The following is a 16,633-nucleotide window of genomic DNA, read 5'->3' as shown; positions in this document are numbered from 1 at the left end:
GCGAGGTGCATGGCTTTTGAAAAATCTATAGAATACTTTTTTATTGTTTTACAATTTTGATAGTTTTTTCAAGATTATCTTCTGTTGTAATTCTAACTAAATAAGTTCCTGCCGATAACGTTGACAAATCAAGTTGACTTTCATTTGCATTAACTGATTTAGACATTAATTGTTGACCTAAAAGATTAACAACACTTACTTTTGAAATTGAAGTTTCATAAGAAATGGTTAATAGATCTTTTACCGGGTTAGGATAAAACTTAAAGTTGCTGTTATCGAATGACACAGTGCTTAAAGATTCACCACAAATAATCGAACGAACTCTATCAATATTTTCTGACACACATTGATCATTCAAATGGATATAGAATCTAATAACACCAGTTACATCAGAAGTCCACACCAATGGTGTAGTTCCATAAACAATAGGTGTAGTTCCATCTTCTGAACCAATTGTAATAAAGTCGGTGGCAACAGAACTATTAAATGAATAAGTTTGTCCTGCAGTAACGTTAATGTTTGAAAATTCTCCTGCCCATGCATCTGCAACCACTGTATTAACAGTAGTTCCATCACAAACTCCAGGTGTAAAAGTAGCATCAGGATACAAACCACCATTTAAACAAAATCCTGGTGAAGGTACTGTAGTAAATGACCAAACCGCACATCCCATCGCCTCTCCTCCTGAATTAACCGGAACAATCATCCAATAAAAAGTTGTGTCATAACCATCTAAATCTATATCAACAGTGGTATCTGTAAAATTACCAACAAAAATCGTTACATTATCCGGAGTTAGACCATAATACATATCGTATGAAGTTGCTGCTCCACCAGTTGTAGCTGGTTCCCATGAAAAAGGTACCGTTCCAACAGGCACATCAACAGCACCATCGGCTGGGGAAATTACCGTTGCACAGTCTGGAGCAATACTTAATGTTGTAAAAGCAAATGGTCCAGTCCATAAACTAAAGCCGTCGCCTTCACAATTAGCTCTTACATAAAACTCATACGCTGTATCTGGAGTTAATCCAACTATTTCTAAGGGACTTGTTGCGTCCGGGTTCGAAGGTTCTCCGGTTGGAGCTCCTTCGCCAGCTTCGGTAACATGAACATCCCAAGATGTTTCAGCACAGCCCGTATTCCAAACTAAAATAGCTGATGATTCTGTAATACTGGTAACTGCTAAATTACTTGGCTGCGGACATGCTACTGCAGATGTAATAGTAACATCATAATCTTCAGTTTCTCCGTAACCATATAATGTACATGGTTCAATTGTATTACCGGCTAAACCAAAGACATCTCTTACTCTCATTCTGTGAGTGCCTAAAGGAGGATTACATGCTAAAGTTATGTTGAAAGAAGCAGTACCATCTGCGGCAATAGGATTAGTGGTAAAGCCTACTCTTTCACTCAGTTCAAAAAGGCCATTATCATTATAATCTATCCAAACAGCAATATTTTGGTTCGCAAAGGGACCAACTGTAACTTCAACTGTATAGCTATTTCCGGCCTGTAATTCGGCAGTATAGTTTGGTTGACCTGTAAAGTAAGTATATGAAGGACCATCAATTATAGCTCCTGAATTGTTAGACAAAGTTGTACCTTGGATAACAATATTTGAAATCAAATCTCCATCACTTGTACCAAAAGTATATTCTGGAGTACAATAACAATCAACACCGGGATTAATGCCCACCATAACTGGAGTACTTGTTTCGCTCAAAGTAGAAGGGCCGCAGGTAACAACAGCTTGATAATAAGATACTTCATTTTGGGTCGCAGTATATGTTGCATTAGTTGCTCCATCAATATCTGCATAATCAACTCCATTAGTTGAAACTTGCCACTGATATGTAATTCCAGCAGCAGCTACATCATTTTGCAAACTTAAATTAAATGAAATACCTGCACATACAGAAGCTACTGATGAGACAGTGTCACCTGGAGCAGGAGTTCCAGTACAGTCTGAAGAAGCAGTTACAGCAAGCGAATAATCTTCAACCTGACCAAAACCTGCTCCAAGACAAGGATTAGTGTAATCTGTTGTGCCAAAAATTTTCTTAACTCTCATTCGAGTCGTACCGGCTAAAGCTGATACTGGAATAGGCAACGATTGAGTGACTTGAGTAGCATCTACACCTGTTGAATTTGTAATGGTCTGTGTTATCTCATAAGCCTCGCCTTCATCTTCAAAATCGCCATCTTGATTCCAATCGGCAAAAACCATAAAACGATTCGTCCAATTACCACCGGTATTTCCCTTTAAGGTGATGGTATAGGAAGTTCCCGCTGCAACCGCACCAGAAATAGCGGTATAATCTTCGTGTGCAATTGCTCCTGCAATCACATTACTAGAAGTATTATTAATTCCGGCAAAATTAACCAATGTGATAGGTTCTACATCAACAGTAAATGTAATTGGTCCGCAGTAGGGAGCAGGGAATTGTGCAAAGGCAAGTGTTCCAACCAATAAGAATAGTAAAGTAATTTTTTTCATAATTTGTTTGTTTAAAATTATTAATTAAAAGTAAAAAAAAATTCCCTACAAATCATAATTTATAGGGAAATAATTTTAAGTTTTAACAGTTATTCTTTGGTAAAATATTCCATTACATCCTGGCTTACTCCCATGTTTGAAAAACCACCATCGTTATATAAATTTTGTAGAGTAACTCGTTTAGTCAAATCAGAAAACATCGCAACCGTGTAATTTGCACAATCTAAAGCTGTTGCATTTCCTAATGGAGACATTTTATCTGCATAGGTAATAAATCCATCAAATCCTTTAACACCTTGACCAGCTGTGGTTGGTGTTGGCGATTGTGAAATGGTATTTACACGCACTTTTTTATCTTTTCCAAAGAAGTAACCAAAACTTCTGGCAATTGATTCTAAATACGCTTTATTATCTGCCATGTCGTTATAGTCTGGAAATACTCGCTGGGCAGCCATATACGTTAACGCAACAACACTTCCCCACTCATTCATGGCATCTTTTTGATATAAAACTTGCATTACTTTATGAAAAGAAACAGCCGAAACATCCCAGCCTTTATGGGTGAATTCATAATTCTGACTCGTGTAATGATTTCCTTTTCTAACATTCACCGACATACCAATTGAATGTAAAACAAAATCTAATTTTCCACCTAATATTTCAGTTGCTTTTTCTACTAAATTCTCTAAATCAGCAATTGAAGTTGCATCAGCAGGAATAATCTGCGAACCTGTCTTTTCTGCTAATTGATTGATTGTTCCCATTCGCATAGCAATTGGAGCGTTTGTTAATACAAAAGTTCCGCCTTCTTCATGAACACGTTCTGCTGTTTTCCAAGCAATAGAATTTTCATCTAAAGCTCCAAAAATTATTCCTCTTTTTCCTTTTAATAAATTATACATAGTGGTCTTCTTTTAGTTTGTATTGATGTTTCAAATATAATTAAAATTTTAGTTCAATAATGCTTTTGCATGATTTAAAGCTGAATCTGATACAGTTGAACCGGATAGCATTTGAGCTATTTCCACCACTCTATCTTCTTTATTTAATAATTTTATTTCGGAGCTGGTTTGTGTGCCGGCATCGGTTTTATAAACTTTGTAATGCGATTTTCCTTTGGCAGCAATTTGTGGTAAATGAGTTATAGCGAAAATTTGCATTTTTAAACTCATTTCTTTCATAATATCTCCCATTTTGTTCGCTATTTCGCCTGAAACTCCAGTGTCAATTTCATCAAAAATGAGTGTTGGCAAATTGGAATAATTGGCTAAAATTGCTTTTACAGCCAACATAATTCGAGACATTTCTCCTCCTGAAGCTACTTTTTTCAGTAAACCAAAATCGGAACCTTTGTTGGTGGAAATTAGAAATTGAATAGTGTCTTTTCCGTTGGAATAAAATGATTCTGAAAGATTCACTTCAATTTTAAATTGCACGTTTGGCATTCCGAGCTGACTCAAAATATCAATCAGCATTTCGCTTAATTTTGGAATACTTTTTTCTCTTTTATTATGAATTGTTTTGGCAAAATCATTCAATTCTGCTTCATTTTTTTCCAGTTGTAGTTGAATTTCAGTAATTTCAATTTCTAATGATGTTACAGAAATTACCTTACCTTCCAAATCATTTTGAATTTGTAATAATTCCGTAATTGAATTCACTTGATGTTTCTTCTGCAAATTATAAATGGTTTGCAGTTTTTGATTCACCAAAATCAATTGTTCCGGATCATTGATAACAGATTCTGATAACAGATTCAATTCGTTTACAACATCTTTTAATTCGATTAAAAGGCTTTCAATACGTTCAAAAAGCTGGGCATAATTTTTTGAAAATGAGCTTATTCTCTGAATAGTCGATTTAAATTCTTTCAAATTAACCAACAATCCAAACTGTTCACTGTCTGCCAATGCTAAACTTTTTTCAAGTTGTTCTTTGATCAATTCAACATTGCTTAATTTTTCGAGTTGCGATTCTAATTCTTCTTGTTCATCTTCAATCAATTTAGCTTCGGCTAATTCATTGTATAAAAAAGAATTATAATCTTGCTCTTTCAACGCATTAGCATAAAGCTGCTTTTTTTCGTCTAATTGAACTTTAAGTTTTTTATGAATTTTTAAATTTTTAGAATAATCGTCAAGAAGTGATTGATTGGAGGAAATTGCATCAATAATCTGAAACTGATACAACTCTTCCGTTAATTCTCTTGTTTGATGTTGTGAATGAATATCTAATAAAAATTCGCCCAATTCTACTAACTCATTCAAATTAACAGGACTATCATTTATAAAAGCTCTTGATTTTCCGGATGGTAAAATTTCTCTTCGAATGATGGTTTCGTCTTCATAATCCAAATCATTTGTTTCAAAAAAATCTTTTAAATTATAGTTTGAAATAGAAAAATGACCTTCAATTACACATTTTTCTTCTTTGTTTTTTAAGGAAGATAAATCGGCTCTTTTTCCCAAGACTAAACCCAAAGCTCCTAAAAGTATTGATTTTCCTGCTCCTGTTTCACCGGTTATAATAGAAAAACCATCTGAAAAATCAATAGATAATTTTTCGATTAGAGCGTAATTCTTTATGGATAATGAAGTTAGCATTTCCGGATTATAAACTAAAATACAATGGCAATGTACTCAATTTATCGGAACTTTTTGAATGGAATTTTAAGATAATATCGACAAAGTTATTAAAACTTTATCTTAGACCAATTGGATGCATTTAAAGGAGAAACGCGGTTTAAATTATCGACTAAATCAGTTATATCTACTTTTGGACCTCCTGAAAAAACAAATAAAATTTCATCTGCTTTAGTATCAAAAAAAACACGTGTTAAATACGCATTAGGTCTAACAGAATTAATCTTGGATAACGTTAAGATTGCATTCTTTACACCTTCTTTACCTCTCGGTAAATCATTCGCCATCAAATCTAAACCTTGAGTATGATATTCATAAAATCCTAACCGAATTGGGTCAAACGTGTTGGACAGCATATCATTTACTAAGAAAAACCTGTTTTGAAGTCCATCTGATTGTGACCAACCTTTTCCACCGGATTGAGAAACGCTTACGATGTTTTGAGCAATTTCTAAATATTCATTTCCCCCTTGAGGTTCAAAAGAATCTGCATCTAAAGCCAAAATCATGTAGGCATAAAAAGCAACAACAGACACTAAATTGGAATCAAAACTATTTGGATTAAAAAATAAATTTTCAAATTCTACATAGCGAAATGTAAAATCTTTGTCGTTAACGTTTAAAATCGGAGTACTATATGTTGAATTTAAAACCGGTCTTGAAGCTTGAACTTGAATAGTAGCGGTAAAAACATTATTGTTGAACTCAGATACATTAATAAACATTGAACAATCGATTCGTTCGTTGTTTTTAAATTCACGAGTGCTCCATTTACTTTTGTTAACAAACTCGTTTAATGACGTTTCTAATGTTTTAAAAATTTGTTGATTGGCAGAAGTAATTCGTTCAGAATTAACTTTTACACTACAATTTAATTCTTGTGCCTGAGTGAAGCTCAACGCAAGTAGAAAAACAAAAACGACTAATTTATGCATGATTCTGTTGTATTATTTTATTCAAAATGTCTTTCGCAACTTCCTCTTTCGATTTAAGTGGCATAGGTTCAATATGAAATGATTTATCTATAAATGTTACTTTGTTGGTTGCTTTTCCAAAACCGGCACCTTCATCATTCAGCGAATTTAAAACAATCAAATCTAAGTTTTTTTTCTGAATTTTCAACTTAGCATGTTCAATTTCATTTTCTGTCTCTAAAGCAAAACCAACTAAAAACTGATTCTTTTTTATTTCTCCCAAAGATGCTAAAATATCTTTTGTTTTTTCCAATTCTATTGAAAAATTACTATCCGACTTTTTAATCTTTTGATTTGCAACCACTTTTGGTTTATAATCTGCAACGGCTGCTGCAGCTATAGCTACATCAACAGAACCAAAATACAAATGACATTGCTGATACATTTCTTCGGCTGATTGCACTCGGATTAACTTAATTCCATTATTAGTTACATTCAAATGGGTTGGTCCCGAGATTAAAATTACCTCTGCACCAAGTTGAACAGCTTCATTAGCAATATCAAATCCCATTTTTCCGGAAGAATGATTTCCTATAAAACGCACGGGATCTATTGCTTCGTATGTGGGACCAGCGGTAATTAGTATTTTTTTTCCTTTGAGGGGTAATTTTTGTAAAATATCATTTTCTAAAAAGGAGATAATATTCTCAGGTTCAGCCATTCTTCCCTCTCCTGAAAGTCCGCTTGCCAATTCGCCTGACTCAGCCGGAATCATGATATTGCCGAACAATTGAAGTTTGTGAAAATTATCAATCGAAGTAGGATGCTTATACATATCCAGATCCATTGCCGGAGCAAAATAGACAGGACATTTTGCAGATAAATACGTTGCCATGAGCAAGTTATCGCAATTACCGTTCGCCATTTTAGAAAGCGTATTGGCAGTTGCAGGAGCAATAATCATCAAATCTGCCCAAAGACCTAATTCAACATGATTATTCCACAACGCATTTTCATCTTCTTCGTTATAAAACTCGGAAAAAACGGGATTTTTAGAAAGCGTAGATAATGTTAAAGGGGTAACAAAATCTTTAGAAGCAGGTGTCATGACAACTTGTACTTGAGCACCTGCTTTTATAAAAAGTCTAACCAATGAAGCAGTTTTATAGGCAGCAATTCCACCGGTAACGCCCAGTAGTATTTTTTTCCCGTTTAAAACTGACATTTGGTTCTTATTTGGTAGTATCTCTGTGGTAAATTTTTCCTTCTAACCACTCTTGGACTGCTAAAGCGTGTGGTTTAGGTAATTTTTCGTAGAATTTTGAAACCTCAATTTGTTCTTTGTTTTCAAAAATCTCTTCTAAACTATCGTTATAAGTAGCAAATTCTTCTAATTTTTCAATTAATTCTTTTTTAATTTCAGAATTAATTTGATTTGCTCTTTTAGCAATGATAGTTATCGCTTCGTACACGTTACCGGTGGTCTGCTCAATCGCTCTCTTATCATAAGTAATCGTGTTAACCGGAGCATTCGTCTTTTTTAAATCCATGACTATATTTATTTTGAATATTGTGGTAAAAGTTTATTAACGTCTTCTTTTATTTTATCTGCTTTTTCTCTGTATTTTGATTCCGGAAACTGCCTCAAAAATTTATCATAATTTTCCAATGTTTCATCTAGTCGTATTTTGACTTTAGAATCAACACTGTTAATGGCATATTTATAACTTGCTTCAATTTTATAATAAAAAGCATCTTCTCTGTATGGAGTTCCGGGATAATCTGCAATGAAATTATCTAAAGCAACGATTGGAGCTCTAAAATCTCTAATTGCTTCTGAAATCGTATGATATTGCTTTGCTATCTCAAAAGCTTTGAATTCTAATTTTTCTCGTAAATCTTTTGCAATTTTATTTGCTTCCGGTAGATACTGAGATTCTGGGTATGCATCAATAAAAGCTTGCATTTTTTCGATAGCTTTGTCTGTATCAATTTGATCTAATGAATATCTTGGCGATAATTTTGAGTAACATAATGCACTTAAAAATGCTGCTTCTTCTACTTTTTCACTTTTAGGATATCCCGAAGCAAAACTTTCAAACTGATAACCGGCTGTATAAAACTGTTCTGTTTTGTATAGACTCTGTGCATACATATAGAACATTTTTTCTGCCTGAGGCTTTCCTCTATAAGATGGAGCTATTTGCTCAAATAAACGAATGGCTTTTTGGTATTTACCATCATTGTATTTTTCTTCTGCAGCAGCATATTTTACAGCAACATCTTCACTTTTCAATGCTTTTTGATACGGACTGCATGAACTGATTAATACAGCAACAAGAAAAACAAAATATAATTTATTCATTAGGCGAATTTTATATGCAAATTTTGGATAAACTTTATCTCAAAAATCGAACTGCAAATTTAGTTAATAAATGCAGACTACAAAACATTTTTTTCATAGTCTTAAAACTGTGTAAAAAAACAAAAAGATGCGGTATAAAACGCATCTTTTATATTTAGATTAACATAGTTATTATTTTGCCGGAGCCATTGGGCTCACAAAGTTTTTCATTTCATTATCAAATAGATATAATCCACCTTTGTCATCGCCAATTAAATTGATTTTATCTAGGATGTAACGAGCGGTTGCTTCTTCTTCAATTTGCTCTGCCACATACCATTGCAGGAAATTGTGGGTGGCAAAATCTCTTTCATCAAGCGTTATTCCAACTAAATTATTGATACTTTCTGAAACTTTAATTTCATGCTCTAACAATTGTTTAAAAAGAGCTTTGTAATTTGATAAATCAAGATTTGGCTCTAAAGTAGCACCTACTTTTGCTTCTCCACCACGTTGGTTTACATATTTTATTAATTTGAGCATGTGCATTCTTTCTTCATCTGATTGATTGTACATGAAAGTAGAAATACCTTCAAAACCTTGCACTTCTGCCCATGATGCCATGGCTAAATATACTTGAGAAGAATCACCTTCCATTTTAATCTGACTATTTAATGCTGCTAATACGTTTGCTGATAACATAATTTTCTAATTTTTTTGTAATTTATTAATCAACCGCTAATTTACATTTTTTTTGACAGATTGACGAATTCTGTTTGCTAAGTCTTCGTTAACATTAACCAAAGGAAGTCTTAACGTGTTTTCACACAATCCTAAAACATGAAAAATTTCTTTAATTCCGGCAGGATTTCCTTGTTCAAAAATCATATCGATTGCATCGGCTACTTGATAATGAATTTGATAGGCTTCGTCCACTTTTCTTTCTAAACCTAATCGAACCATAGTTGAAAATTGTTTTGGAAAGCCTTCGCCAATAACCGAGATCACTCCTGCTCCACCGGCTAAAACCATTGGTAAGGTCACCATATCATCTCCTGAAATTACTAAAAATCCTTCCGGTTTGTGTTGAATTAATTTCATAGCCTGCACAATGTCACCGGCTGCTTCTTTGATTGCCACAATGTTTTTGAATTCATTGGCTAATCTCAAAACGGTTGATGGAAGCATATTACTTGCCGTTCTACCGGGAACATTGTATAAAATGATTGGAATTGGAGAAGCTTCTGCAATGGCTTTAAAATGTTGATAAATTCCTTCTTGAGTAGGTTTGTTATAATAGGGTGAGACCGAAAGAACAGCTGTAAAATCAGATAAATCTCTGGTTTTGAGTTCTTCTACAACTTGATATGTATTATTTCCACCAACTCCTAAAACAAGTGGTAATTTTTTATTATTTGCTTTGACAACAGTTTTGATAACCAATTCCTTTTCTTCTGATGTTAATGTAGCGGTTTCTGCGGTTGTTCCCAAAACCACTAAATAATCAATTCCATTATCAATTTGATAATGAACAATTTTAGTTAAAGCCTCTGTGTCTACAGATAAATCTTTTTTGAATGGAGTAATTAGGGCTACTCCTGTTCCAATAAGTGAATGCATAGTTATAGTTTGTTTAGTATTCTTAGGTATTTGAATAATTCATCTACAAAAACAGTAAAATTTTCAACTTGGGTATCAATCATAAAATGATTCAATTGTTTGTTAGACGAGGCAAATCCGACTTTAAACTCGGCCATTGATTTGTGGGTCACAATTTCTAACGGCGTTTTCATTGTGTCGTAATAACTTATTAATAAATCAAACGGCTTCGATTTGAATTCTTTTGCTTCATTTTTTTCTATAGAACCTATCCAAGAAATATCTTTTTTACTGTAGTGCGGATAATTTATATTTTCTTTCTTTTTATAGCTTGTTTTATAAGCTAAAACCGAAATGTTTTCGGATTTGAATCCCTTTTCAACCAAAAGTTGAATTAAATTTTCTTTTTTATCAAAATTTGTTTCATCTATCAACACACCAATGGTTTGAATTGGCTTGTTTGAAACAGGAGAATTTACATTAAGCGAACTTTTTTTTAATACTCTTTTAGCAGAAAAAGTTCTAAAATATTTTAAAAACATTGTAGCTTTGCTTGGATTACAAAATTATAGAAATAAAGTCGTTTTTTGATGCTAAAACTAAAAAACTATACCGTTATAATGACACATTTTGTGTTATTTATAACATTTTTGTTGCTTTTTTCAGGGTGTAAATCCAATTATGAAATTGTAAAAATTGAAGGAAAACAAATTGGCATTTCAGACACTTCTTCCGAAAACGCTGAAATTGAAAACTTTATCAAACCTTATCGCGATCACATCAATAAAGACTTAGATAGTGTGTTGGCTTTTTGTCCCGAAACATTAGATAAAAGCAAAGGCGAATGGCAAACCAATATTGGTAATTTTATGGCTGATGTTTGTTTAAGCGAAAGTAATAAAATTTTCAATAAACGATATGGTAAAAACGTTGATATTTGTTTACTGAATCATGGTGGAATTCGCTCCATCATTCCAAAAGGAAATGTAACAACACGAACTGCTTTTGAAGTGATGCCTTTTGAAAACAATATGGTTGTTGCCGCTTTAAAAGGTAGTCAAATAATGGAAATGGTTCATTATTTAATTGCAGAAAAGAAACCACATCCGTTGAGTGGAATGCAAATTACGCTAGACAAAAATAAAATTTATAAATCGATTTCTGTAAATGGTCAACCTTTGGAGTTGGATAAGATTTATTATGTTGCTACTTCCGATTATTTGGTAAATGGTGGTGATAATATGAATTTCTTTCAAAAAAACACGCGTCTTTTTGATTTGGATTATAAGATACGAAATGTTTTAATTGATTATTTTAAAGCGGTTGATGTGGTAGAAGCTTCTTCAACTCAAAGAATTATTGTTGACCAAAACTAATGGTATGAAAAGAAGAGATTTTATAAAAAACACAGTTGCAGGTTCAACATTGGTTGGTTTGGGAGGTTTACCTTTAACCGGTTTTAGTCAACCCAAGACAAAGCATTTGACCGTTTTGCACACAAATGACGTTCACAGTCATATTGATCCGTTTCCTGCAGATCATCCTAAAAATGCAAATATGGGTGGAATTGTAAAACGAGCCGTTCTTATTGAAAAAATCAGACAAGAAAATCCGAATGTTCTGTTGTTAGATGCCGGCGATAGTTTTCAAGGAACTCCTTATTATAATTATTATGGAGGCGAATTAGAATTCAAATTAATGTCGAAAATGGGTTATGAAGCCACCACAATTGGCAATCATGAATTTGATAATGGCATCGATGGTTTAGCTGCTCAAATGCCACACGCAAAGTTTGATATTCTTTCAGCCAACTACGATTTTAAAAATACCGTTATGCATCCTTTTGTGAAACCATACAAAGTATTTCACAAAAATGGAATCAAAGTGGGTGTGTTTGGTTTGGGAGTTGAATTGGCGGGTTTGGTTGATAAAAAGATGTATAAAGAAACTGTTTATAACAACCCTGTAGAAATTTCGACTGATATTGTAAAAAAACTAAAGTTGGAAGAAAAATGTGATTTAATTATTTGTCTCTCTCATTTGGGTTATGCCTATAAAAATGACCCTGATAAAATCAGCGATATAAAATTAGCTGCCTTGACACGCGACATTGATTTAATTATTGGTGGTCATACTCACACATTTTTAGATAAGCCAACAATTCTGAAAAATCTTGACAACAAAGATGTTTTAGTCAATCAGGTTGGATGTTATGGTATTAATTTAGGAAGAATAGATTTTTATTTTGATACTGATTCTTCGGTCATTTCACAAGGTAAATCGATTATTGTTTGATGCTCCGAAAGCAATAAATACAGCATAAAAAGATAATGCCCTCCAAAAAAGCAAATGGTTCGAATTGGTTTTAAAACTTGAACCGATAAATAATACCTTTCGATCATAAAAACAAAAATTAATAATATAAACAACAAAGTGCTTATGAGTAGCAAAATGTTTTTCATATTATCTTCTTCTAAAATAAAATTTGAGACAGCCAATCCTCCAAGAAAAGAGATTATTAAGGCATTAATTATAGATGGTAAATAATTCATTCCCAAAGAGGAATAGGTTAAATATATCAAATAAAACAAAATTGATAAAAAAGGTAAAAAACCAAGAACAACAGGAATAAAGCTAACTTTTTTAGAATTTTTAATTACAATTCTTGTAGTCAATATAATAAAAACTAAAAAGAAAAGTGTTGCTGATAAAACTCCCAAATCTGATTTTAGAAATAAAAATAAAATAGAAAGTAACGAAAATAAAAGCGATGATAGATAGAGTTTGTTTTTTCTAAAAGAACTAAGAAAATAAATCACAAAAATAAGCGAAAGTCCCACCACTCTGGTAGGAAGAATTACACTTTCAATTTCAAAATATACCCCAAATGCCAAGGTAATTACAACTAAAAAAAATATGGCCGTTAAGGGTAATATTAATTTGGTATCCATTCTCAAAAAAAAACCGTTTTATAGTTTATCTATTTGTCTCTCAGACATTAAAATATAAAGATAAAAAAAATAATGAGCCGACATCAAAACTAAAACACGAATCGGTTGAAAAATAGGAATAAATATGTAATACTTCTGAATAACAAACAAAAAAACAATAATTGTGTACAAAAAAGTACTGATCAACAACCAAGTATGTTTAAAACCTTCTTCCATCAGGTAGTTTGAAAGGGACAATCCTCCTAAAATTGAAACAAGAATTACATTAACTATGGCAACAAAAAAGCTTTGTCCAAGTGAAGTTTGTGTAAGCACAATAAAATAAAGTAAGGGGAAGAGAAAAAATACACTTCCAATTCCAACCGTGAAGAAAGAAAGTTTAGGAGAGGCTTTTACTACCAAAAAAATAGTAATAATTCTGTAGATTAAGAATGCAATCAAACCATAATTAAGCAAATCCGAATTGGTTGATATAAATAAAATATTGGAAATTGCCGCACATAAAAGAGCAATCAAATAGAATTTATCTTTTCGTTTGGAGGTTGCAATATAGAGTATCATCAAAATAGGGATACTAATTGATTTCAAAATATACTCAATTGTTTTAAATTCAAAAAAGACAACAGGTATTAATAGAAAAACCACTAATGTAAAGACAGAAGATCCTATTTTAAAATACCTGTTAAGTAGATATTCCTTCATGTATATTTTGATTAAAGTGCAAATAAACTAATTAGAATTCGATCTTTCTATTATTAAAATAAATTTATAAAAGGCATAATAGGCAAAAGCATTCAGACTCATCGCAATAGGTCTAAAAATTTGTAGTTGAATATAAAATTTTTCAATGAAAATGATAAAATGCAATGTTACAAAAGACAAAACACATATCAATAGCCATGAACTTCTAGTGCTGTCATTCATGACATAATGGGATAATGCAATACCACCTAATAGTGAAATTAAACTATTGTGAATAATCATAATGTAATACACTTCTTTAGAAAGCAAATCAGTATCAAAAAAGATGTAGAAAAAGATAATCAAAAAAGGAACCGATCCAAGGATAACCGGAATAAAATCCTTTGTTTTCATCACTTTAAGTATATAGAAGATATTGATTAAACGATGAAAACCAAAAACGATTAGACCTATAAAAATTAATTTAAGATTGTTTGGAATAAAAAGTACATTTGTTATTAAAGACGTAATTATTGTAAGAAAAAAAAGTATATCTCTTTTGGGGGAACTATGCCAATACAAAACCATCAAAACAATAGATATCAATGGTTTGAAGATATAGATCAGCGGCAAGAATTTAAAATATTCTGCAATTACTTCGATTAAAGCAACAACAAGCAAAATACCTGATAAAACCTTTACTTTATTCATGCAGATAATTAATTATCAAATTCTGAATAAAGTTACTAAAAATTTAACAATATATAAAAAAATTAAAATTTATAAAATAAAAAACCCAAAGATTTAATTAATCTTTGGGTTTTTTTAGATGAATTATTAATTTATCTTTATTTTATATCAACTAATTCAGTTGTAAAAATTAATGTGGCTTTTGCTGGAATCACAGGAGGTCTTCCGTCTTCGCCATAAGCCAACCAATAAGGAATAATTAATTTTGCTTTTGCACCTTTGTTTAATAAAGCAATACCTTCTTCCCAACCTGGAATAACCATTCGGTTACCTAATTTAAAATCGATTGGTTGGTTACGATCATACGAACTGTCAAACTTTTTTCCATCTGATAATTCGCCAATGTAATGCACAGAAACATTATTTCCAGCTGTAGCTTTTGCACCAACTCCTTCGTTTTCCATCACATAAGCCAATCCGGAAGGAAGAATTGTTGCTTTTGGGAAAGTTATTTTCACATACTCATTAAATTTTACTTTCTCCAATTTCAAAGCTTCTTCTTTTTTCTTTTTCATAGCTTCCTCTGCGGCTAATCTTCCTGCAAAAACTTTTGGAGCATCAAATTTCTTGGCTGCATCACCTACTCTAATAATTGTTACTTTATCCATCACATCATTTTGAGCAATGGCATTCACCACGTCTTGACCTTCAACCACACTACCAAAAACAGTGTGTTTTCCATCTAAATGAGGTGTTGGAACGTGCGTGATAAAAAACTGCGAACCGTTTGTTCCTTTTCCGGCATTAGCCATTGAAAGAATTCCAGGTCTGTCATGCTTTAAATCAGTAATTTCATCCGCAAATTTATAACCCGGTCCACTTGTTCCGGTTCCGGTTGGATCGCCACCTTGAATCATAAAATTAGCAATTACTCGATGAAATTTTAATCCGTCAAAATAAGGTTTACCTTTTAAATCGGCAGAAACTTCATTGTTTTTTCCTTCCGCTAACGAAACGAAATTGGCAACTGTAATTGGCGTTTTTTCATATTCTAACTTCAAAAGTATTTTACCTTTTAAGGTTTGAATTTCAGCATAAAGTCCGTTTTCTTTTTGAGCAAATGTGCTCATAGAAATCGTTAGTAATAAAATGGAAACTATCTTTTTCATACGCTATAATTATTGATTTGGTAAATTTTCTAAAAGTTCTAATTCAAAAATTAAATTGGAGTTTGGTGGAATTACTCCGCCTGCACCTGCTTCTCCATAACCTAAATGAGATGGAATAAATAAGAACGCCTTGTCACCAATACTCATTTTTTCTAAACCTTCCAAAAACCCTGGTATTAAACCTGTTTTGTTTCCATATTGAAAAGGAAATGGAACGTAGGCTTTTGCATCCGCTTTTTGTTGATTGAATTTTCCAAACGTTTTTGAAACATCTTCATGACTTGAATCAAATAATTCTCCACTTTCAAAATAACCTGAATAATGAACATACACGGTTGAACCGGTAGCTGGTTTTTTACCACTACCTTTTTCATAAATAGAATACTGCAATCCGTTTGATGTTTTTTGAGCTACTTTTTTCTGTTCCTCAAAAAAGGCTAATTTTGTATCAATCACATCTTTAAATTGAGCTAAAAACTCAGCTTTTTCAGCTGCTGCTTTTTCTTCTGCTTTTTTTCTGTTTTCAGCTTCAACTTTCAATCTGTCATTGAAAACTTTTACAGCATCAAACTTTTTGGCCGCTTCACCATTTCTTACAATTTTTACCGACTCAATTACGTCAGAAGCTACAATAGCATTTACAACTTCTTGTCCTTCTTTCACTTTTCCGAAAACGGTGTGTCTTCCATCTAAAAACTTGGTTTCCACATGCGTAATAAAAAATTGTGATCCGTTTGTACCGGGACCAGCATTTGCCATTGATAAAATGCCGGGACCGTCGTGAGATAAATCGGTAATCTCATCCATAAAATTATACCCTGGGCCACCACTACCGTTTCCGGCAGGATCACCACCTTGAATCATGAAGTTAGCTTCTACTCTGTGAAACGTTAAACCATCGTAAAATGGTTTGCCTTTTTTGGTTTCATCAGTAACATGTTCGTTAGTTCCTTCCGCTAACGAAATAAAATTGGCCACCGTTATAGGTGTTTTATCATATTCTAATTGTGTAATAATTTCACCTTTTGGCGTTTTAATCACGGCAAAAATTCCATCACCTAAATGATCATAATCATTTCCACACGATACTAAAAGCAATGAAGTGGTTATACTTAAAAACAGAAATTTTAATTTTTTCAT

At 32.6% G+C, this 16,633-nt stretch carries 17 protein-coding genes; 2 read left to right on the top strand and 15 right to left on the bottom strand.

What is annotated here, in order from left to right:
• Window positions 1-40: 40 nt before the first annotated feature.
• From B4N66_RS08290 to B4N66_RS08245, 10 genes are all read right to left on the bottom strand, one after another.
• A complete protein-coding gene (locus B4N66_RS08290) occupies window positions 41-2,503 on the bottom strand; it encodes a GEVED domain-containing protein (RefSeq protein ID WP_291093883.1) in 2,463 nt (820 codons plus the stop codon).
• Between the two features lie 89 nt (window positions 2,504-2,592).
• A complete protein-coding gene (locus B4N66_RS08285) occupies window positions 2,593-3,405 on the bottom strand; it encodes an enoyl-ACP reductase FabI (protein ID WP_291093881.1) in 813 nt (270 codons plus the stop codon).
• Window positions 3,406-3,453: 48 nt separating this feature from the next.
• Window positions 3,454-5,106, bottom strand: a complete 1,653-nt coding sequence (recN, locus tag B4N66_RS08280; protein ID WP_291093880.1) for a DNA repair protein RecN — start codon at window positions 5,104-5,106, stop codon at window positions 3,454-3,456.
• Between the two features lie 89 nt (window positions 5,107-5,195).
• Window positions 5,196-6,080, bottom strand: a complete 885-nt coding sequence (locus B4N66_RS08275; RefSeq protein ID WP_291093878.1) for a DUF4835 family protein — start codon at window positions 6,078-6,080, stop codon at window positions 5,196-5,198.
• Window positions 6,073-7,284: a bifunctional phosphopantothenoylcysteine decarboxylase/phosphopantothenate--cysteine ligase CoaBC gene (gene coaBC, locus B4N66_RS08270; RefSeq protein WP_291093876.1), complete on the bottom strand. Its 1,212-nt coding sequence runs from the start codon at window positions 7,282-7,284 to the stop codon at window positions 6,073-6,075. Before coaBC ends, B4N66_RS08275 begins: the two co-directional genes overlap by 8 nt.
• A 7-nt stretch (window positions 7,285-7,291) precedes the next feature.
• Window positions 7,292-7,609 (bottom strand): DNA-directed RNA polymerase subunit omega, encoded by a 318-nt coding sequence (locus B4N66_RS08265; protein WP_112085507.1) that lies wholly within the window; start codon window positions 7,607-7,609, stop codon window positions 7,292-7,294.
• A gap of 8 nt (window positions 7,610-7,617) precedes the next feature.
• Entirely contained in the window at window positions 7,618-8,424 is an 807-nt protein-coding gene (locus B4N66_RS08260; RefSeq protein ID WP_291093873.1) for an outer membrane protein assembly factor BamD, read from the bottom strand.
• A 171-nt stretch (window positions 8,425-8,595) separates the two neighbouring features.
• The gene (locus B4N66_RS08255) at window positions 8,596-9,105 is read right to left on the bottom strand and encodes a ferritin (protein ID WP_291093872.1); all 510 of its coding nucleotides are present in this window, start codon (window positions 9,103-9,105) and stop codon (window positions 8,596-8,598) included.
• Between the two features lie 36 nt (window positions 9,106-9,141).
• A complete protein-coding gene (gene dapA, locus B4N66_RS08250) occupies window positions 9,142-10,023 on the bottom strand; it encodes a 4-hydroxy-tetrahydrodipicolinate synthase (protein ID WP_291093871.1) in 882 nt (293 codons plus the stop codon).
• A gap of 2 nt (window positions 10,024-10,025) precedes the next feature.
• A complete protein-coding gene (locus B4N66_RS08245; RefSeq protein WP_291093869.1) occupies window positions 10,026-10,544 on the bottom strand; it encodes a DUF6913 domain-containing protein in 519 nt (172 codons plus the stop codon).
• A 48-nt stretch (window positions 10,545-10,592) separates the two neighbouring features.
• On the opposite strand from B4N66_RS08245, the gene B4N66_RS08240 reads away from it, so the two are divergent.
• Window positions 10,593-11,378 (top strand): 5'-nucleotidase C-terminal domain-containing protein, encoded by a 786-nt coding sequence (locus tag B4N66_RS08240; protein WP_291093867.1) that lies wholly within the window; start codon window positions 10,593-10,595, stop codon window positions 11,376-11,378.
• Between the two features lie 4 nt (window positions 11,379-11,382).
• The gene (locus B4N66_RS08235) at window positions 11,383-12,297 is read left to right on the top strand and encodes a bifunctional metallophosphatase/5'-nucleotidase (RefSeq protein WP_291093865.1); all 915 of its coding nucleotides are present in this window, start codon (window positions 11,383-11,385) and stop codon (window positions 12,295-12,297) included.
• On the opposite strand, the gene B4N66_RS08230 is transcribed toward B4N66_RS08235, so the two are convergent.
• The 5 genes from B4N66_RS08230 to B4N66_RS08210 all read right to left on the bottom strand — a co-directional run bounded on the left by B4N66_RS08230 (window position 12,243) and on the right by B4N66_RS08210 (window position 16,633).
• On the bottom strand, window positions 12,243-12,953 hold the full coding sequence (locus tag B4N66_RS08230; protein WP_291093863.1) for a hypothetical protein: 711 nt from the start codon (window positions 12,951-12,953) through the stop codon (window positions 12,243-12,245). The genes B4N66_RS08235 and B4N66_RS08230 overlap by 55 nt on opposite strands.
• A gap of 18 nt (window positions 12,954-12,971) precedes the next feature.
• Window positions 12,972-13,541 carry a hypothetical protein gene (locus B4N66_RS08225; RefSeq protein WP_291093861.1) on the bottom strand — a complete coding sequence of 190 codons (570 nt, stop codon included), beginning with the start codon at window positions 13,539-13,541 and terminating at the stop codon, window positions 12,972-12,974.
• 141 nt (window positions 13,542-13,682) lie between these two features.
• Window positions 13,683-14,345 carry a lysoplasmalogenase family protein gene (locus B4N66_RS08220; protein ID WP_291093860.1) on the bottom strand — a complete coding sequence of 221 codons (663 nt, stop codon included), beginning with the start codon at window positions 14,343-14,345 and terminating at the stop codon, window positions 13,683-13,685.
• 137 nt (window positions 14,346-14,482) lie between these two features.
• Window positions 14,483-15,493: a peptidylprolyl isomerase gene (locus B4N66_RS08215; protein WP_291093858.1), complete on the bottom strand. Its 1,011-nt coding sequence runs from the start codon at window positions 15,491-15,493 to the stop codon at window positions 14,483-14,485.
• 9 nt (window positions 15,494-15,502) lie between these two features.
• Window positions 15,503-16,633, bottom strand: coding sequence for a peptidylprolyl isomerase (locus tag B4N66_RS08210; RefSeq protein ID WP_291093857.1), 1,131 nt, complete (start codon window positions 16,631-16,633; stop codon window positions 15,503-15,505).

The organism is Flavobacterium sp. UBA2787 (assembly GCA_002352205.1).
In the GTDB taxonomy this organism is placed as follows: Bacteria; Bacteroidota; Bacteroidia; order Flavobacteriales; family Flavobacteriaceae; genus Flavobacterium.
Note: the sequence above shows the minus strand (reverse complement) of the source record. Positions and strands in the feature narration are given on the sequence as shown.

What these genes read in the sequence shown, in the direction of transcription:
- B4N66_RS08290 (WP_291093883.1), bottom strand. Translation starts at nt 2,503, where the DNA reads ATGAAAAAAATTACTTTACTATTCTTATTGGTTGGAACACTTGCCTTT.
- dapA (WP_291093871.1), bottom strand. Translation starts at nt 10,023, where the DNA reads ATGCATTCACTTATTGGAACAGGAGTAGCCCTAATTACTCCATTCAAA.
- recN (WP_291093880.1), bottom strand. Translation starts at nt 5,106, where the DNA reads ATGCTAACTTCATTATCCATAAAGAATTACGCTCTAATCGAAAAATTA.
- B4N66_RS08230 (WP_291093863.1), bottom strand. Translation starts at nt 12,953, where the DNA reads ATGGATACCAAATTAATATTACCCTTAACGGCCATATTTTTTTTAGTT.
- B4N66_RS08275 (WP_291093878.1), bottom strand. Translation starts at nt 6,080, where the DNA reads ATGCATAAATTAGTCGTTTTTGTTTTTCTACTTGCGTTGAGCTTCACT.
- B4N66_RS08235 (WP_291093865.1), top strand. Translation starts at nt 11,383, where the DNA reads ATGAAAAGAAGAGATTTTATAAAAAACACAGTTGCAGGTTCAACATTG.
- B4N66_RS08285 (WP_291093881.1), bottom strand. Translation starts at nt 3,405, where the DNA reads ATGTATAATTTATTAAAAGGAAAAAGAGGAATAATTTTTGGAGCTTTA.
- B4N66_RS08245 (WP_291093869.1), bottom strand. Translation starts at nt 10,544, where the DNA reads ATGTTTTTAAAATATTTTAGAACTTTTTCTGCTAAAAGAGTATTAAAA.
- B4N66_RS08255 (WP_291093872.1), bottom strand. Translation starts at nt 9,105, where the DNA reads ATGTTATCAGCAAACGTATTAGCAGCATTAAATAGTCAGATTAAAATG.
- B4N66_RS08220 (WP_291093860.1), bottom strand. Translation starts at nt 14,345, where the DNA reads ATGAATAAAGTAAAGGTTTTATCAGGTATTTTGCTTGTTGTTGCTTTA.
- B4N66_RS08210 (WP_291093857.1), bottom strand. Translation starts at nt 16,633, where the DNA reads ATGAAAAAATTAAAATTTCTGTTTTTAAGTATAACCACTTCATTGCTT.
- B4N66_RS08240 (WP_291093867.1), top strand. Translation starts at nt 10,593, where the DNA reads ATGCTAAAACTAAAAAACTATACCGTTATAATGACACATTTTGTGTTA.
- coaBC (WP_291093876.1), bottom strand. Translation starts at nt 7,284, where the DNA reads ATGTCAGTTTTAAACGGGAAAAAAATACTACTGGGCGTTACCGGTGGA.
- B4N66_RS08265 (WP_112085507.1), bottom strand. Translation starts at nt 7,609, where the DNA reads ATGGATTTAAAAAAGACGAATGCTCCGGTTAACACGATTACTTATGAT.
- B4N66_RS08215 (WP_291093858.1), bottom strand. Translation starts at nt 15,493, where the DNA reads ATGAAAAAGATAGTTTCCATTTTATTACTAACGATTTCTATGAGCACA.
- B4N66_RS08260 (WP_291093873.1), bottom strand. Translation starts at nt 8,424, where the DNA reads ATGAATAAATTATATTTTGTTTTTCTTGTTGCTGTATTAATCAGTTCA.